18 protein-coding genes and 1 tRNA gene are annotated in these 15,229 nt (G+C 67.0%); 11 read left to right on the top strand and 8 right to left on the bottom strand.

What is annotated here, in order from left to right:
* Positions 1 to 9: 9 nt before the first annotated feature.
* Positions 10 to 1,368, bottom strand: a complete 1,359-nt coding sequence (locus Q9R08_RS01245; RefSeq protein WP_308866643.1) for an MFS transporter — start codon at positions 1,366 to 1,368, stop codon at positions 10 to 12.
* Positions 1,369 to 1,547: 179 nt separating this feature from the next.
* On the opposite strand from Q9R08_RS01245, the gene Q9R08_RS01240 reads away from it, so the two are divergent.
* Both Q9R08_RS01240 and Q9R08_RS01235 read left to right on the top strand, forming a co-directional pair.
* Complete coding sequence (locus Q9R08_RS01240; RefSeq protein WP_308865993.1) at positions 1,548 to 2,393, top strand: class II glutamine amidotransferase; 846 nt, start codon at positions 1,548 to 1,550, stop codon at positions 2,391 to 2,393.
* A 76-nt stretch (positions 2,394 to 2,469) separates the two neighbouring features.
* Positions 2,470 to 2,560 (top strand) — tRNA-Ser (locus tag Q9R08_RS01235).
* A gap of 167 nt (positions 2,561 to 2,727) precedes the next feature.
* Here the strand turns inward: Q9R08_RS01235 and Q9R08_RS01230 are convergent.
* Both Q9R08_RS01230 and Q9R08_RS01225 read right to left on the bottom strand, forming a co-directional pair.
* Positions 2,728 to 3,837 carry a tyrosine-type recombinase/integrase gene (locus Q9R08_RS01230; RefSeq protein WP_308865992.1) on the bottom strand — a complete coding sequence of 370 codons (1,110 nt, stop codon included), beginning with the start codon at positions 3,835 to 3,837 and terminating at the stop codon, positions 2,728 to 2,730.
* Complete coding sequence (locus tag Q9R08_RS01225) at positions 3,830 to 4,420, bottom strand: helix-turn-helix domain-containing protein (protein ID WP_308865991.1); 591 nt, start codon at positions 4,418 to 4,420, stop codon at positions 3,830 to 3,832. The genes Q9R08_RS01230 and Q9R08_RS01225 overlap by 8 nt, the downstream gene beginning before the upstream one ends.
* 112 nt (positions 4,421 to 4,532) lie before the next feature.
* Here Q9R08_RS01225 and Q9R08_RS01220 point away from each other — a divergent pair, with 112 nt between their 5' ends.
* From Q9R08_RS01220 to Q9R08_RS01190, 7 genes are all read left to right on the top strand, one after another.
* Complete coding sequence (locus Q9R08_RS01220; RefSeq protein WP_308865990.1) at positions 4,533 to 4,760, top strand: helix-turn-helix domain-containing protein; 228 nt, start codon at positions 4,533 to 4,535, stop codon at positions 4,758 to 4,760.
* The gene (locus Q9R08_RS01215; protein ID WP_308865989.1) at positions 4,753 to 5,457 is read left to right on the top strand and encodes a ParA family protein; all 705 of its coding nucleotides are present in this window, start codon (positions 4,753 to 4,755) and stop codon (positions 5,455 to 5,457) included. Before Q9R08_RS01220 ends, Q9R08_RS01215 begins: the two co-directional genes overlap by 8 nt.
* Positions 5,458 to 5,459: 2 nt before the next feature.
* Positions 5,460 to 5,939 carry a hypothetical protein gene (locus Q9R08_RS01210; RefSeq protein WP_308865988.1) on the top strand — a complete coding sequence of 160 codons (480 nt, stop codon included), beginning with the start codon at positions 5,460 to 5,462 and terminating at the stop codon, positions 5,937 to 5,939.
* Positions 5,936 to 7,018 (top strand): hypothetical protein, encoded by a 1,083-nt coding sequence (locus Q9R08_RS01205; RefSeq protein ID WP_308865987.1) that lies wholly within the window; start codon positions 5,936 to 5,938, stop codon positions 7,016 to 7,018. Before Q9R08_RS01210 ends, Q9R08_RS01205 begins: the two co-directional genes overlap by 4 nt.
* Positions 7,015 to 7,317, top strand: a complete 303-nt coding sequence (locus Q9R08_RS01200) for a hypothetical protein (protein WP_308865986.1) — start codon at positions 7,015 to 7,017, stop codon at positions 7,315 to 7,317. Before Q9R08_RS01205 ends, Q9R08_RS01200 begins: the two co-directional genes overlap by 4 nt.
* A gap of 10 nt (positions 7,318 to 7,327) precedes the next feature.
* The gene (locus Q9R08_RS01195; RefSeq protein ID WP_308865985.1) at positions 7,328 to 7,558 is read left to right on the top strand and encodes a hypothetical protein; all 231 of its coding nucleotides are present in this window, start codon (positions 7,328 to 7,330) and stop codon (positions 7,556 to 7,558) included.
* Positions 7,559 to 7,800: 242 nt separating this feature from the next.
* The gene (locus Q9R08_RS01190; protein WP_308865984.1) at positions 7,801 to 8,145 is read left to right on the top strand and encodes a hypothetical protein; all 345 of its coding nucleotides are present in this window, start codon (positions 7,801 to 7,803) and stop codon (positions 8,143 to 8,145) included.
* Here the strand turns inward: Q9R08_RS01190 and Q9R08_RS01185 are convergent.
* From Q9R08_RS01185 to Q9R08_RS01175, 3 genes are read right to left on the bottom strand one after another with little or no spacing between them, the layout of a single operon-like run.
* Positions 8,142 to 8,723 carry a recombinase family protein gene (locus Q9R08_RS01185; protein ID WP_308865983.1) on the bottom strand — a complete coding sequence of 194 codons (582 nt, stop codon included), beginning with the start codon at positions 8,721 to 8,723 and terminating at the stop codon, positions 8,142 to 8,144. The genes Q9R08_RS01190 and Q9R08_RS01185 overlap by 4 nt on opposite strands.
* Positions 8,720 to 9,715 carry a zeta toxin family protein gene (locus tag Q9R08_RS01180; RefSeq protein WP_308865982.1) on the bottom strand — a complete coding sequence of 332 codons (996 nt, stop codon included), beginning with the start codon at positions 9,713 to 9,715 and terminating at the stop codon, positions 8,720 to 8,722. Before Q9R08_RS01180 ends, Q9R08_RS01185 begins: the two co-directional genes overlap by 4 nt.
* Complete coding sequence (locus Q9R08_RS01175; protein ID WP_308865981.1) at positions 9,712 to 9,966, bottom strand: hypothetical protein; 255 nt, start codon at positions 9,964 to 9,966, stop codon at positions 9,712 to 9,714. The genes Q9R08_RS01180 and Q9R08_RS01175 overlap by 4 nt, the downstream gene beginning before the upstream one ends.
* A gap of 345 nt (positions 9,967 to 10,311) precedes the next feature.
* Between Q9R08_RS01175 and Q9R08_RS01170 the strand changes: the two genes are divergently transcribed.
* Both Q9R08_RS01170 and Q9R08_RS01165 read left to right on the top strand, forming a co-directional pair.
* Positions 10,312 to 11,694: a ParB/RepB/Spo0J family partition protein gene (locus Q9R08_RS01170; RefSeq protein WP_308865980.1), complete on the top strand. Its 1,383-nt coding sequence runs from the start codon at positions 10,312 to 10,314 to the stop codon at positions 11,692 to 11,694.
* Positions 11,695 to 11,772: 78 nt separating this feature from the next.
* Positions 11,773 to 12,012 (top strand): glutaredoxin family protein, encoded by a 240-nt coding sequence (locus Q9R08_RS01165; protein ID WP_308865979.1) that lies wholly within the window; start codon positions 11,773 to 11,775, stop codon positions 12,010 to 12,012.
* A 651-nt stretch (positions 12,013 to 12,663) separates the two neighbouring features.
* Here Q9R08_RS01165 and Q9R08_RS01160 read toward each other — a convergent pair.
* Together Q9R08_RS01160 and Q9R08_RS01155 are read right to left on the bottom strand one after the other, a co-directional pair.
* Positions 12,664 to 13,122 carry an ASCH domain-containing protein gene (locus Q9R08_RS01160; protein ID WP_308865978.1) on the bottom strand — a complete coding sequence of 153 codons (459 nt, stop codon included), beginning with the start codon at positions 13,120 to 13,122 and terminating at the stop codon, positions 12,664 to 12,666.
* The gene (locus tag Q9R08_RS01155) at positions 13,119 to 15,161 is read right to left on the bottom strand and encodes a GNAT family N-acetyltransferase (protein WP_308865977.1); all 2,043 of its coding nucleotides are present in this window, start codon (positions 15,159 to 15,161) and stop codon (positions 13,119 to 13,121) included. The genes Q9R08_RS01160 and Q9R08_RS01155 overlap by 4 nt, the downstream gene beginning before the upstream one ends.
* Between the last annotated feature and the right edge of the window lie 68 nt (positions 15,162 to 15,229).

The following is a 15,229-nucleotide window of genomic DNA, read 5'->3' as shown; positions in this document are numbered from 1 at the left end:
CGGTGAGCGTCAGGCGGCGGTCGTGCGCTCCGGATTGCGGATGCCGAGGAACGACGTGACGCCGCCCGCGATCATGAGCGCCGCGGTGACGATCGCCGCGCGGTGGAAGCCGTCGATGTCGAGGCTGCCGCCCACGATGGTGGCGAGCAGGGCGACGGCGATGAGTCCGGCGACGCGCGCGACGGCGTTGTTGACGGCGGACGCGATGCCGGACCGCTCGGGCTCGATCGCGCCGAGGATCGCCGAAGTCAGCGGCGCGACGGTGAGGGCGAGGCCGGCGCCCATCACGATCATGCTCGGCAGGATCTGCCACCAGTACGAGAACTCGGTGGTCGTCGTGAGGAGCAGCAGGGCGCCGACGCCCATTGTGATCGGGCCGACGGTCATGAAGAACCGCGGACCCCACCTGCCGCTGAGCGCACCGACACGGGAGCTGAACAGGATCATGAGGATGGTCATCGGCAGGCTCGCGAGCCCGGCGAGAGTAGCCGGCAGCCCGGCGCCCTCCTGGAGGTAGACGACCACGACGAGGCCGTTGAGGGCGAGCGCCCCGTAGATGAACGCGGTCGCCACATTGCCTGTCCAGAAATTGCGCACCCGGAAGAGGTCCAGCGGCAGGATCGGGTGGCGCGTGGTGCGCTGACGGAGGATGAACGCCGCGAACATGCCGGCGCCGAGCACGAGCGTCAGCCAGATGACGGGGGAGCCCCAGCCGAGGTTGGGCTGCTCGATGAGGGCATAGACCATCCCGCCGAGGCCGAGTGTGCACAGCGCTGCGCCGATCCAGTCGATCGATGCTCCCGGATGCCGGGTGTCGCGGAAGCCGCCGCGGGCCAGGAGCACGAGGGTCACGGCGATCGGCACCACGTTGATGAGGAACGCGAGCCGCCACGACACGAGGTCGACGAGCACGCCGCCGATGAGCGGGCCGACGATCATCGCGGATGTCGTCATCGCGGTCCAGATGCCGATGGCGCGGCTCTGCGCGGCACCGGTGAAGTTCGACGTGATGAGTGCGAGCGAGCTGGGGACGAGGAACGCGCCCGCCGCGCCCTGGACCGCCCGGGCGACGATGAGGAACTCGGCCGTCGGTGCCGCCGCGATCGCGACCGAGGCGATGCCGAAGCCGATGAGCCCGATGCGCAGGACGAGCACGCGCCCGTACGCGTCGCTGACCGAGCCTGCAACGAGGATGAGGGCGCCGAGCGTGATGAGGTAGGCGTCGACGACCCACTGCTGCGTCGTGATGCCGCCGCCCAGCTCCTCGCTGATCGAGGGGAGGGCGACGTTCACGATCGTGCCGTCGAGGAAGGCGACGAACGACCCGAGCACGGCGATCCACAGCACCGAGCGCTGGATGGTGGTCATGCGGCCGACCGGCGCCGACGTGCCGGAGGCGGGCTGATGATCGGTCACCAGCCCACGCTAGACCCGGCCGACGACACCGAGGGCCGCTTCGGCGGATGCGGGTATCGGCCGGGACCGCACCGCCCTACTATGGCGGCAGCGCCGCGCCGCGGTGTCGACGGACGACCTCGGGAGCTGCGATGTGCCGCTGGCTGGCCTACACGGGGGAGCCGCTCCAGCCGGCCGCCCTCATCCTCGACGCGCAGCACTCGGTCGTCGCGATGGCGCAGAACTCGCCGCTCGGTGCCGAGACGGTGAACGGCGACGGCTTCGGGTTCGGCTGGTATCCCGTCGCGGATGCGGATGCCGTCGTGCCGCGGCATCCGTCCGTCTTCCGCAGCATCGAGCCGGCGTGGAACGACCAGAACCTGCGCGAGATCAGCCGGGCCGTCGTGAGCCCGTTGTTCTTCGCGCACGTGCGTGCGGCCGCGGGCCCGCCGATCCAGCAGACGAACTGCCACCCGTTCCGCCACGACAACTGGCTGTTCATGCATAACGGCGCGATCTCGCATTTCGGCCTGATCAAGCGGGAGCTCGCGCTCGCCGTGGACCCGTCGCTGTACCCGCTCATGCAGGGCACGACAGACACCGAGGTGCTCTTCCACCTCGCGCTGACCCTCGGTCTCGCCGATGACCCGATCGGCGCGGTCGGAGCCGCCATCCGCCGCGTGGAGGGGGCAGGCCACGCCGCCGGCGTGCAGTTCCCCATGCAGGGCACGCTCGCCGTGTCGGACGGCGAGACGCTGTGGGCGTTCCGCTACTCGTCGCAGGGGCGGTCCCGTTCGCTGTTCCACTCGGCTGACGTCCCCACCATCCGGACCATGTACCCGGATGCCGACCGTCTCTCGCTCTTCGGCGATCACGCGCAGGTCGTCGTGTCGGAGCCGCTCAATGACCTTCCCGGCGTCTTCCTCGAGGTTCCCGAGTCGACGGTCGCGGTGCTCGACCCCGAGGGGTATCACCACGAGGCCTTCCTCGACGCGTAGGCCGGTTTCGACGCGGCCCTAGCCGAGCTTCGGCGCCGATTCGCGGCATCCGCCCGCGTGTCGTAAGCTTGTCGGCGGTGACGTGTCCGAGCGGCCGAAGGTGCAACTCTCGAAAAGTTGTGTAGGGTAACCCCCTACCGTGGGTTCAAATCCCACCGTCACCGCCATCGTCGAAGCCCCGCGAACCCATGGAAACATTGGGATCGCGGGGCTTTCGTCATATCGCGCCCGAGCGCCGTGCCCACAGTTTGCCCACACTTGAATGGGAACGCGGCAGTCCGGGCCGGCTTCAGAGTGACCCGAACAGCCGTCGATGAGAAGCCGATCAGCAGGCCTACGCGTCTTCCGACGTGTCTTCGATCAGGCTGAGAGTGCGGGCGCGATCAAGAGCGTCGGATACGTCGTCCAGGTCGTCGTCGAACAGATCGCTGTAGATGTCGAGAGTGACCGCGGCGCTCGCGTGCCCGAGCATGCGTTGCACTGCTTTGACATTCGCACCCGCGCTGATGGCGAGGGAGGCCGCGGTGTGGCGCAGATCATGCGGTGTCACTCGCGGAAGCTCGGGGTCCATCCCCTGAGCGCGTCGAACGGCCGAGGCGAACCATCCATCTTTTGAGTTCGGGAGGCGCAGCGGATGTGCCCCGTCGCCGAAGGCAAAGTCGTCCCTGCCGCGCGTTCGCGCGCGCAGCATCAGCGTCTCGAGGAGAAACGGCGGGATAGGTACGGATCGGTGCTTGTGGGACTTCGGAGTGCCGATGATGACGTTGGTGCCCACCATGACGGCGTTTTCTTCGACGCGTGCGCGCCGTCGTGGGAGGTCTAAATGGCGCACACGGAGTCCTGTTGCTTCGCCCCATCTCACTCCCGTGTACGCAAGGAAGCGGACCAGGTCGGGTTCCCTGGCCGTGGACGCGAGGAGCTCGACCTGCCGGTGGGTGAGATACGCCTTCCGCTTCGTGCCCTTTCGCGGCAGGGCGACATCGCGGGCGGCGTTGCTCGGGAGGGTTCGGTCTTTGACCGCGGCATCGAGAATCCCCGACAGTATGCCGTGAGCTCGCAGCACGTTGGTCGCGCTTTGCGTTCGCGCCATCTCGGAGACCCAGTCCTGAACCTCGGAGTGGCGAATCTTCGACAGGCTGCGGTTGCCCCACTTGGGTTCGACGTGGATGCGCCATGACGACTCGAGGGAATGGAATGTCGATGGCTTGAGGAGTTGCTCGCGTGCGTGAACCCATCTGGCGCCCGCTGTACCGAGTGGCACGTCTGCGGCGCTGAGGTCGACATACTCTCCCTTGGCCTTGGACAGTTCGACGGTGGAGAGAAACAGCTCCGCGTCGCGCTTGGTCTTGAAGCCCCGCTTGTCCGTCTGGGTGCCGTTCGGTCGGCGATAGCGGACTCGGTATCGCTTGCCCTGGCTGGTGGCGTAGGGGCTGACGCTACCCATTGGCCGGACGGCCGACGTTCGAGGAGAGCCCGGCGAGCCATCCCGCCGCTCGAGCCTTCTGGATCCAGTCGGAGGCGGTGCGCTCAGGAACATCGAGCTCGGCCGCGATCAGCTTGACCGGTGGCAGGTCGGCGAGGGCAGCGGTGCCATAGAGGATCTCAATGACCTCCCACCGCTCGTCCTTGACGCCTCGCTTGACCACAGCTTGTGCCATCCAAGGGGGGATGATCCGGCCGTCGAGGCTGGTGAGGTCTGCGACGGTCGTCCAGCCCGCGTCTGGGCTGTCGTCGAGCTGGAGCGCAATGCAGCGAGGGATGGCGGTCTGCACGATCGCCTGAGGTGCCGTGTGCTTGAGGCGGTCTTCGTTGAAGTCGTCGGCGATCGCACGGTTGATGATTCTGGTGATCACGTATCGCCCTCGATGCAGCTTGTAGTGCGCCTCGATAGTCGTTTCGACACCGCTGGATTCGTCCACCGCAGTGGCGACGAATGCGGGAGCGATATGCAGCGCGGAGCCGACCGGATGGGTAGCCCACTCTGCCGACATCGTCGCGCCGTCGAGAGTCTTCACGTCGACCTTCACTCCCTCAGTTTGCCTTACTGCTCCTGCATTCCGCAGATACCCCTTGCGAAGTATACGGTTTAGGAGTGTACTACTGCTGAACAGGCTGATAGTTCCGCAGAAGGAGTGAGAGATGGCGACAACGGCGAACCCGGCAGAGCCGGTGCTCAACAAGCGGCTTCTGACCCCGAATGACGTGATCGCGTTGATTCCGGGCTTGAAGCTGAAGCTGCTGGCGGAATGGCGGTACAAGAAGACTGGGCCGCCCTACTACAAGGTCGGGCGGATCATCCTGTACCCGTTCGACGACCTCGAGGCGTGGTTCGAAGGCCTCGAGCGAGGCGGCGATCCCAATGACTGAGCTCGACACTCACCGGGCTAACAACGGCTCAATCGCGATGGCGATTGTCGCCGTTGCCAACCAGAAAGGCGGTGTCGGCAAGACGACCGTCACCATGCAGGTGGCCGCGGAGTTGTCGCGCCGGCATCGAGTGCTGGTGGTCGATGTGGACCGGCAGCAGTCGACGGTGTGGTGGGCAGAGAACGCCAGCGACCGCATGCCGTTCGACTTCGCCGGCAGCCAACACCCCAACATGCTGAGCCGCCTGAGAGAACTACGTGCCGACTACGAGTTGGTACTGGTGGACACGCCCGGCAGTCTCGAGGACACCGCTGTACTGGAGACGGTGCTGGATGCCGCCGACTACGCGCTCGTGCCAGTCACGCCCGAACCGCTCGCCGTGGAACCCACGCTACGCACGCTGAGCCGGTTGATCGAACCGCGCCAGCTGCGCCACGGGGTGGTGCTGAACCGGATCGACCCGCGCGTGCCGAACCAACTGGAGACCTGGCAGCGGCTGCTGGACTCCGATCTCGGGGTGCCGCGGCTGGAATCGTATCTACGGCAGTACAAGGTACAGGCGGACGCCCCCGTGCTGGGTCAGCTGGTGACGACTCTGCGGCGCAACCGGCGCACCGAAGGACCCATCGCGGACATCGCCGCCATCGGACGCGAGCTCGAGCAGCTGCTCTCGCCAGAGCTCGCGGGAACGTGGTGACGATGGCCAAGATCGATCTCGCCGGCAGGCTCAGCGACGTACGAGCGCGTGTGGCGGCGGAGGTGGCGCCAGCCGAGGCGCCGGTGCCGATGTTCGCCCGGTTGTCGCGGAAGGATGCGCGGGTCCGCGGCGATCAGCTCACCGCACTCGCCGCGCTGGCCGACGCGGTGATGAGGCGCCGTCGATTCAAGGCGGAGCGCATCACGGAGAACACCCTCATCCGGGTGGCGATCGATCTGCTCCTCGCTCACGCCGAGAAGCTGCGCGGCTCGACGGAGGACGAACTCCGGAACTCCGTGACTTCCGCACTCACAGATCTCGGAGATCCGGCGACCTCGACCGCGACCTGCGACAGCACGTGCGGTGACAACCTGACCCCGCGGGCTAATCCGACTCCCGGACTTCCACAGCGTGAAACTCCGGGAGTTCCGGATTCCGAACCTCCCGGCGTCGTCCTCGCTCCACGAGGGGCGCTGCGATGAGCCTGCGGCGGGAGGGGGATCCGGGGGAGGAGCGCGCCATCGGAGGTGAACGGGATCGGGAGCGGCGCCGCGCCTATCGCGAGCGCAACGCCGAGCGCATCCGGGAGCGTCAGCGGGCGTGGCGGCAGCGCAATCAGGAACACATCCGCGCGTACCGCGCCGCTTACAACGCAGAGCACAGTGAGGAAGTGGCCGCGCAGAAGCGTGCCTACATGAAGGGATACACCGCGCGGAGGGCGGCCGAACAGCGACGCCGACAGGCGAAGCGGACGAGCTCGAAGAAGTACTACGAGGCACACAAGGCCGAGCACCACGAGTACACAAGGCAGTGGCAGGCCCGCAAACGCGCGGAGGACCCGGACGAGTACCGGGCGATGCGCGCCAAGGCGCAGCGACGCTGGTGGGAGACCCACAAGGACGAGTACAACGCAAAGCTCCGTGCCCAGCATCGCGAGAACCCGGGACCGAAACGCGCCGCCGCACGCGCGTACTACGCCGCACATGCCGACGAGCTGAAGGCGAAGAAGCGGGCCTACTACGCCGAGAACCGCGAGAAGGTGCTCGCGGGCAACCGGGCATGGAAGGAACGCGAGAAGCGTCGCCGGGATGCAGGGCTCCCGCCGCGCCGGATCCGTTCGACCAGCGCCGTGGAGCGTCGTGCCAACACCGCGGCTGCCGACGCGTTCTTCGCCCGGGCCCGGACAGCTGAGGAGATCGCCGCGATACGGGAGATCCCGGCGTCTCCTGTGGAGTTGCTGCAGCCGACACCACCGGAGCTGGTCGCGGCGTTCGAACGCGACAGCCAGCGTGCCCGGATCGAACACACCCTCGCCACCGACGGGAGCTACGCCAGCCGCAGCCAGATCGCCGTGGCGCGGCGGTGGCTCGCCGCCCAGCGGCCGACGCGCCGAGAACAACGGCAGGCGATCGAAGACGCCCGCATGGACGCGATCGGCAAACAGGTCAACGACCGACTCCGCCACCGCGACCCCCCACGGCACCGACACCACCTCGACCCCGACGCCGCCGCGCCACACCCGATGCTGAACCCGAACACCACGATGGGAATGAACCGATGACCACCACCCCGACCGGAGAGACCATCATGCTCGACCCCGCCGAAGCAGAGGCCACCCTGTACCGGGTCGCGATCTGCGCCTTCATGTGGCACCCCCACAAGGACGTCGACGAACCCGGCTGGACCATCACCGAAGACCTCGACTGGTGCCTCGCCCCACTCGCCGGACTCCCCACCGACGAGCTCGCCGATCTCCGCACCACAGTCCAGACGCTGATCACTACGCCGACCGCGGACCGGCAAGCCTTCATCCGCCACCTCGCCGCGCTGAGCGGCGACACCAGCTTCGACAACCTCTAGGCCCACCACCGTGAGCCAGAACGGAACCACCATGAACATCCCCACCCAGCTGCTGCCCGCGCTCGCGGCCACTGTGATCGCCTCCACCCTCGCGGTGCTGCTGCTCCCCGTCGCGGCCGGCCAACTGATCCGCGGGCACCCGATCCAGGCGGCCCGCACCGCCACCGCCGCCGTCGTCTGCATCGCGGTCGTGGCGGTGCTCGCCGCCGGCCTCGCGACCTCAATGCCGCCAGCAGGCTGATCAGCCGAGTCGGGAGTCTCTGATGGGCGAGCGGCCGGATCGCGGGCGGTGGGGGTCTTTCCTGGCCGCTCATCGTAGCTCCCTCCAGGCGTTCCGTTCCGGGCTTTCGCGGCATAGCCTCACCCCTCCGCCAGGGCTCCGGGGCTCCGGTATTCCACGGTCCCGGCACTGCACGCCCTCCGGTCGCACACGACGCCACTGCCAAGAAAGGCACCACAGAAGTCACGAAACGAGGAACCATCATGAACACGACTACGACGTCCCCCATCCACCAGGCGGCTGGAGCGCACCCGGACAGCATCGTCGCGTGGGACCGGCTCGAGGAGACCATCGACCGGCTCGCCGACATCATCGATCAGCGACTCGCCGGCCACGATGACCAGCTGGTGTGCAGCCTGCAGTTCCCCGAAGCGGAAGCGCTCGCGGAGGTGCTCGACGCCGGCAGGCACACCCACACCGCGGCGAGGCTGATGCACCGGTGGGCGCTCACCGAACCCGACTGGGAAGACGACCGCGGCCACGAAGAGATCGTCCGTGGCTGGCTCGACCTCGACAGCCACCCGCAGCTGTCGGGCGTGGACCGCTAACTTGCCGGATCGGGGTGTCGGGGGAGCGGGGCGAGTGCGCGCTGCACCGAGTTGGCGCTCACCCCGAGCACCCGCGCGATGTGAGTGATCGGCCGATCCAGGTTACGCAGCTCCAACGCCATCGCCACCTTCTCCGGCGTCATCACCGTCGGCCGCCCCGGGCGCTTCCCGGCGGCCGACGCCGACGCCATCCCCGCCCGGGTCCGCAGGCTGACCAGCCGGCGCCGCAACCCCTCCACCGCCGCCAGCACCCGAGCCGGGTCAACAGCCTGGTCCGCGCCGGTACACAGCGCCGGCTCGGTGAGCGAACGGAACCCCACACCCTGCGTGTCCAGTGCGGTGATCGTGGTGACGAAATGGGTGACGGCGTGCGATAGGTGCGCGGCGCTCGGCACCACCAATACATCGCCCGCCTGGAGGAACGCCAGGCACTCGGTCAAGCCCGGGCGTTCGCGAGGATCCGCGAGGCCGTCGTCCACGAACACCCGCACCACCCCCGCTGTCGTCAACGCCGCCACGCCGGCGGCCGGGTCGAGCTCGACGGCGAGCTGGCGGGTGTAGCCGACGAGGCGGGTCACCGCGACACGCCCCCACGCTCCGGACCACCCGGCACGATCACCGGCGCGGCGATATCGATCGGCCCCATCGCCGGGGTCACGGTTTGCCGGAGGCTGACAAGGGCGGCGACCGTCTTCTGCTCGATCGCGGTCGCGAACTTCCCGCCGACCGGGATGTGCAGCTGTGGGATCACCTCCCGCAGCGCCGTCTCGTGCAAGTCCACCAGCAGCTCACCGATCCCGTCCGGCATCGACCGCAGGCTGCCAGCGTAATCGGTGACGTGGTGCAGCTCGCTCAGCCACTGGGTCGCATCGAACCGACCCATCTGCGTCGACTGCGCCGCCACCAACGCCGCCCTCGCGCCGGCGAACCCTGGCTCTGTGCGGGTCGCGTCGAACATGTTCCGCCCATCGCGGGCGACCACCGTTGCCCGGTCCACCCATCCTGACTGCTCCACCGACTCCACCAGCCGGCGCGCGGCGTGGAACGCATCGTCGTGGTCAACGCTGCGGACTAGCGTCGACCTGCGTCGCGCCTGCACATCCCGGAGATAGCCAGAGGTCACCGACAGCAGACTCTCCGCCCGCGTCGACCCCACCACCACCAGTTGGGTCGTGAACCCCTCCGCCGCGAACCGTTCCGCGGTGCCGACCGCCGCCGGCACGTTGCCGAACGACCCCTCCAACACGATCGAGCGGTGGTGTTCACGGGCATACCGGATGCACCCTCTCAGCCACCCGGCAACTGCCTGCGCGACCTCCGTCGCCCCCACGTCCGGTCCGAGGAAGGCGGGATGGAACGCCCGAAGCTCGGCACCGTTCAGCACCACCACCTCGGCGTCCGATTCGCCGCCCGCGGGCAAGGTCACGCGACTACGCCCGGCGCCGGGTTGCCCGGCGAGCAGGGTGAACGTCGGCGCCGGGCTTCCGCCCTGGCCGGGGAAGTACAGCGGCAGGATGTCGCGACGCAGGATCTCGTCGCGTACATCGTCGTCCAGGACGGTCGTGCTCACGCTGACCCCTCGAGCTCACGGATGCGCCGGTCGATCCGCTCGGCGAGATCGGTCACCGCCGCCCGGTCATACCCGTCAACCGCCGCCACCTCGCGACGCCAGTCCGCCAGCTCGACCCGCGCCGGCTCCACCACGGCACCGCCATCGTTTGCGATGGTGAGCAGCAGCGCGGACAGCGTCGTGGCGGCGTCGCGCACCCGGTCGTAGGTGACCACATCGTTGACTCGCCATGGCGAGGTCGCTCCGGGCATCGACCCTCCTCGACGCCCATCGTACCGAGTGCTCCAAAAAGGGTGTGCCACATCTTTTGGTGCTGATCGCCGTGTGCCGATCGGTCAGCCGCGGGCGGCTGGCTGTGCTGCCCGCCCGCGTCCGCGGGCGTTGTTCGCCGTGAAGCCTGCGGCAGTCTACGGTCGGTGCCGCTGCGCGCAAGCAGCTGACGCTGCCGGCTCCTCCAAGACTTTCGGCACGCGGTCGCAAGCTCCCTTACTTCGCGCCGAAACTCTCTCCCTCTCCGCCCTCCGGGTTGCACTCCGCGGCGCGCTCCCTGACAGGCACTCCGTGCCTTCACGGCAAACAACGACAGGGAGAAGGACATGACCATCAACACCACCCCCACCGGGACCGTCGAGCACATCGACCCCCGCACGCTCATCGTCGAGACCAACGTGCGCACCACCGCACCACTCGATCCCGGGTTCGTGGACAGCATCCGACAGGTCGGGGTCCTCACCCCGCTGCTGGCCTGGCGAGACCAGGACGGGGGAGTGCACGTTCGCGCTGGACAACGCCGGACCCTCGCCGCAGTGGAGGCCGGCATCGCCACGATCCCCGTCTACGTCGTCGACGCAGGGGGTGACGACACAGCGCGGCGGATCGTGGAGCAGTTGGTCGAGAACGACCAGCGCGAAGCACTCACCGACGCCGACCGCATCCAAGCCTGGCGCGCCCTCGAACTCGAAGGGCTCTCCGCGACGGCGATCGCCAAGCGCACCGGCACTAAGCGCGACCGGGTAAAGACCGGCCTGGCCGTCGCCCAGAGCACCACGGCGACGGGTGCGGTCAGTGAGGGCGGGTTGACGTTGGATCAGGCGGCGATCCTGCTGGAGTTCGACGACGACGACGACACCGACACCGTCGCAGAACTGACCGAGGTCGCGGCCGCGGATCCCGGGTACTTCCCGGTCGCGGTCGAGCGGGCACGGCAGGACCGCGTCGCACGGGAGGCGAAGGACAAGGTCAAGCAGGAGGAAGCCGCCAAGGGGCACCGGATCCTCGACGAACGGCCCAGCGACTACAGCACCGCCCCGTACCGGGTGCGGATGCTTCGCACTGCCGACGACGAACCCGTCGACGCCGACACCATCCAAGGCAAGCCCGGCGTTGCCGTGTACGTCGCGACGTACTACGGGGGAGAGGCGCGAGCCGAGTACTTCGTCGACGACCCCGCAGCCCTCGGGTACACCGTCCACCAAGAGTCGGGCTACGGAAATGGTGGTGCGCAGTCGGGGCCGATGACGGACGAGCAGAAGGCGGAGCGGAAGGAACTGATCGCCCACAACAAGGAATGGGATGCCGCCGAGACGGTGCGCCGCGAGTGGCTCACTCAGTTCCTCGCCCGCAAGACCGCACCGAAGGATGCGCAGATTGTGATCGCTGAAGCCCTCACCGGTGCGCGGTGGAAGATCGCCGACGGCCTCACCCGAGGCTCCACTACGGCGAAGGTCCTCCTCGGGGTGGACGGCACGGACTACGGCGACCAGATCGCCGAGTACCTGACGGCGCACCCGAACCGGGCCGTGCACGTGAGCCTCGCGGTCGTGATGGGCGGCATCGAGCAGAACACCAGCCGCAACACGTGGCGGTCACCCGGCCCGGACACCTCCTGGTACCTGCGCACTCTCGCCGTCTGGGGCTACACGCTGTGTCCCGTCGAACGCATCGCCGCGATGCTCACCGACGAGAACCTCGCCGAGTAGCCCGACCTGGGGTGGGCGTCCGGGGACGGATGCCCACCCCAGGTCCAAACCCCGCAGCATCCACGGAAAGGAATCGCCATGAACGCGGTCACCGTTTACACGACCGGGCCCAGCTGCCAACGTTGCAAGCTCACCAAGGACGTCCTGACCCGCAAGGGCGTGCCCTTCACCGAGGTCGACATCCGGGAGCAGCCTGCCGCGCGCGAGTATGTCGTCGCCGAGCTCGGTTACACCGAAGCCCCCGTGGTTGTCGTCGACGAGCACGACCACTGGAGCGGGTTTCGCCCCGACCAGATCGATCGAATCGCCCGAACATGATAACGCTCATCGACCTCTGGCTCGAGGCCGCACACGAAGCCCACGCGCTGCGAGCCCAGGTGGCTCACCTCGAGGAAGCGGCGTTGATTAGCGCTTGCCCTTGTCGTAGCACTCGGGGCAGACCGTGGTCGACCTCAACCCTCCGTGCCATCCTCCGCAGTGCTTGCACTGGAACATTGCTTTCGGGTCGCTCTGTGGCTGCGGCATGTTCGTCCTCTCGAATGAGCTGATTGGAATACTGCCGCACTGCGGGAGCGACGCGCCAGTCGTATTCGTGCACAACTCTGCGTTGGCCAATGCATTCCCACAACCGCCGAATGCGCGCCGCCAAAGCTACGTGGCTGGTAACAACTGCTTCAGCATCCGCCCTGTCGATAGCCCTCAAACTGGCCTCGATCTGTGCTTCGTCGATTCGCTTGTGTGTTGTCGATCTGCTGCGCCAGAATCGGCCTGTAGCGGACTGAAGCGAGAACGAGAGAACCCAGCGATCCCCAAGCGGGCGCAGATCGAAAGCGGGGCCGCCGGCGCGCGTTCAGCCAAATCCTGACCTCGGTTAAGCAGCCGTCGTTGCGAGAATCCAACGTTCGACGACGTGATCGGTGAATCAACGATGCGCGAGCGGGACCCCTTCACGCGCCACAAGACCGCCTTCTAAGCGCCGACCACGGAGTACAAGGAAACTTGTGCTTGGTGCGAGCGCAGTGCCCCAAGGGTCTTGACGTGCTCGTCTGTTAGATAGCGAAAGCTCTGTGGCGGCTCGATGCCCAGGCGTGCGCGCACGTCGCGTAGAGGCACCGGATGCCTCCACCGACGGGAATCGTTGACGCGCAGGATCGCAGCCGAATCGAGGTCTGAGAGGTAGTCATCCAGTGCGGCTTCCTCGATCTCGATCTGATCTCTGTACAGATGCCAGACCCGGTCTGCGCTGGGGCGGTCGATCGCATGGAGCCGGACGGTGCCCAGGATCGCTCTCTCGGGCGAACTGGAATAGAGATAGAGAATCGTCCCGCGCGGCTGGTGTGGGAACCGTCGCCGGACCTCGGCAGTCTTGGTGCCAGCCAAGAGTGCGTGCGCATACCGGGGACGTACCGACAGTAGAACGGCGGTCATGGGGCTCCAAAGTTCTGTCGTCGGAGAACGCTGTCGAAGAACTGCGGGTCCACCCGGCGTATAGACATGAGGGGATGCTTCACGTCGTGCCTCATCATCAGTTCTTCCAACTCTCTACCGCCCACGGGGTGTTCCAAGAGTTCAGTGTCCTCGAACCGTACGACAGTCACCATCCCGGTTCGGTCAGCCGCGCCCTCGATGTGCCGAAGCGTAAAGACTCCGACGTGGGCGTTCGCGCGGTGCGCCGCCTCGGCAGGCAGTCGGGCTACGCCAAGCGTTCGCGAGTGGGCCATCACCTTCCGGATGGTTCCGCTGCGGTCGCTGGTCACGTACCAAAGTATGCGGGAACCCTCTTCAGGAAGTGGTCGGCTGGATCCGCTGTAGTACACATGCTCCCGCGACAGGCCCAATCCCCGTTTTCGGTCGCTCCATAGTGCGCCACGATCGATGCCGAAGAGAAGTTCGGCAAACCCCGGTTGCACCGGGATCACATAGGTGGGCACGGCGAGGTCGATGATCACCATGGGCCAGAATCTGCGTTCAAGCTCGCGCACCGCGCGCAGGTCGGGTTGACCGTACACTTCGGGCAACTCGTAGCTCTCCGCGCCAGCGAGATCGTTGATCAAGGTCGCCCGCGGTAGGTCACTCCCCACGTAGCCGTCCTGCGCAAGCGCCGCCTGAATCACCGGACCTCGCTGGGCGTCGGTGACCTCCACGGTGGTGAGGTTGTTCTGTCGTGCAACGGTCCGCAGGTGCCGGGCTAGCTGTAGCGCGATTGTCGTCGAGGACTCGCCACGACTGACCCGAAGGAGGGAGACCTGCAGAGCTGGATCACTGCGCACCTCCGCGACGAGTGCTAGGGGGCGGCTCGACGGGTCGGACAGGACTCGCGTTGTCGTCGGGTGTTGGGCGATCGCCGCCCGCAGCCGCCGAGCGAGCGCTGTTGTCCGCTCATGGGTCTCGTGCGTCGCAAATTTGGCGGCCAGCTCCGTCACGGGCCATGCGGACGCGGGACGCCATTCCAGATCGAGCGATTCGATGAGGCGGGACCGGAATGTGGGGAGCTCCAGCCGTTCGAGCATGGTGGCCACGAGTTCATGTGGGCGGACGACGCGCGCGCCGGTATCTTCCGGCAGCGCACTGTTCGCGGCGTCAATGAAGTTCTCATCGTTAGTCACGACGAATGATGCTCCGGCAGTTATCGCATCGACGAGATGGCAGAAGTCGTTGCGCAGCGACTCGTCGTTGGCGAGGGCAGAGTCGCCCACCTTTTCGAGCAACTGTTCCAGCAGAGTGTTATCGTCAGCTCGGGTCGAGCGAATCCGCATCAGTTCTTGTGACCGCTCCCGCTGAAGCTCGCGTTCGCTGCGATCCGAGATCGCGTTCAGTTCCACATCCACACGCGGTGAGACGACCGGAACGATCGCGGCTTGAAGCCAGCCGGCAAGCAGGCCGAGCGAAGACTCTCGGTCAGGGCGGATCACGCTCGGGGAAGCGTAGAGATCCGACACCACGTTGGTGTCGTATGCGACGAGCGGCAGCCCAGCACCCATGGCGGCTTCTTCGAGAAGGTCAGGAGCGCCAAGCGGTCTCCACCAAGCGCACAAGATCGAGCCTGCGACCGCGCGCCCCGCCTTCTCACCGCGTGGGGCTAGGCCAGCGGATTCCCAGAAGCGGTCTAGGCCCTGGTAGTCACGTCGGCAATATGCGAGGACGCCAATCGCAGTCGGGTTTTGGGCGATAGCGGCGTCGATCATCGCCTTTCCGGCTCCGAATCCTCGCGCATCGTCGGCGACGCAGACGTGGACGAGCTTGATGTGACCCGCCCGCGGTAAGTCGTACAGGCAGTATCCGATAACTTGGCCGTCCGCCTTGGCAGCGATTAGCGTGCGCTTGCGGAGCCGATCCGCGAATGCGGAATCAGGAAGGAACCCCAAGGTGGCGCTGTGCGTCTTCGCAAGTCGAAGGACTTGGCGCCAATCTTCCAGTTGCACCCCGGTGGCCTCGAGGTGCTCCACCGCCAGTTCAGCACTGCCCATATCCAACATCTAGCGGACACGGGGAATGTCTTGTCCCAGCGGCGCGCCCTAATGGGCGGCAAGTGCGA

This window comes from Microbacterium psychrotolerans (genome assembly GCF_031085295.1).
GTDB lineage: Bacteria > Actinomycetota > Actinomycetes > Actinomycetales > Microbacteriaceae > Microbacterium > Microbacterium psychrotolerans.
Note: the sequence above shows the minus strand (reverse complement) of the source record. Positions and strands in the feature narration are given on the sequence as shown.

Excerpts from the sequence above, each read along its gene's own strand:
- Q9R08_RS01245 (WP_308866643.1), bottom strand. The coding sequence starts at position 1,368 with ATGACCACCATCCAGCGCTCGGTGCTGTGGATCGCCGTGCTCGGGTCG.
- Q9R08_RS01240 (WP_308865993.1), top strand. The coding sequence starts at position 1,548 with ATGTGCCGCTGGCTGGCCTACACGGGGGAGCCGCTCCAGCCGGCCGCC.
- Q9R08_RS01230 (WP_308865992.1), bottom strand. The coding sequence starts at position 3,837 with ATGGGTAGCGTCAGCCCCTACGCCACCAGCCAGGGCAAGCGATACCGA.
- Q9R08_RS01220 (WP_308865990.1), top strand. The coding sequence starts at position 4,533 with ATGGCGACAACGGCGAACCCGGCAGAGCCGGTGCTCAACAAGCGGCTT.
- Q9R08_RS01215 (WP_308865989.1), top strand. The coding sequence starts at position 4,753 with ATGACTGAGCTCGACACTCACCGGGCTAACAACGGCTCAATCGCGATG.
- Q9R08_RS01210 (WP_308865988.1), top strand. The coding sequence starts at position 5,460 with ATGGCCAAGATCGATCTCGCCGGCAGGCTCAGCGACGTACGAGCGCGT.
- Q9R08_RS01205 (WP_308865987.1), top strand. The coding sequence starts at position 5,936 with ATGAGCCTGCGGCGGGAGGGGGATCCGGGGGAGGAGCGCGCCATCGGA.
- Q9R08_RS01200 (WP_308865986.1), top strand. The coding sequence starts at position 7,015 with ATGACCACCACCCCGACCGGAGAGACCATCATGCTCGACCCCGCCGAA.
- Q9R08_RS01190 (WP_308865984.1), top strand. The coding sequence starts at position 7,801 with ATGAACACGACTACGACGTCCCCCATCCACCAGGCGGCTGGAGCGCAC.
- Q9R08_RS01175 (WP_308865981.1), bottom strand. The coding sequence starts at position 9,966 with ATGCCCGGAGCGACCTCGCCATGGCGAGTCAACGATGTGGTCACCTAC.
- Q9R08_RS01170 (WP_308865980.1), top strand. The coding sequence starts at position 10,312 with ATGACCATCAACACCACCCCCACCGGGACCGTCGAGCACATCGACCCC.
- Q9R08_RS01165 (WP_308865979.1), top strand. The coding sequence starts at position 11,773 with ATGAACGCGGTCACCGTTTACACGACCGGGCCCAGCTGCCAACGTTGC.
- Q9R08_RS01160 (WP_308865978.1), bottom strand. The coding sequence starts at position 13,122 with ATGACCGCCGTTCTACTGTCGGTACGTCCCCGGTATGCGCACGCACTC.
- Q9R08_RS01155 (WP_308865977.1), bottom strand. The coding sequence starts at position 15,161 with ATGGGCAGTGCTGAACTGGCGGTGGAGCACCTCGAGGCCACCGGGGTG.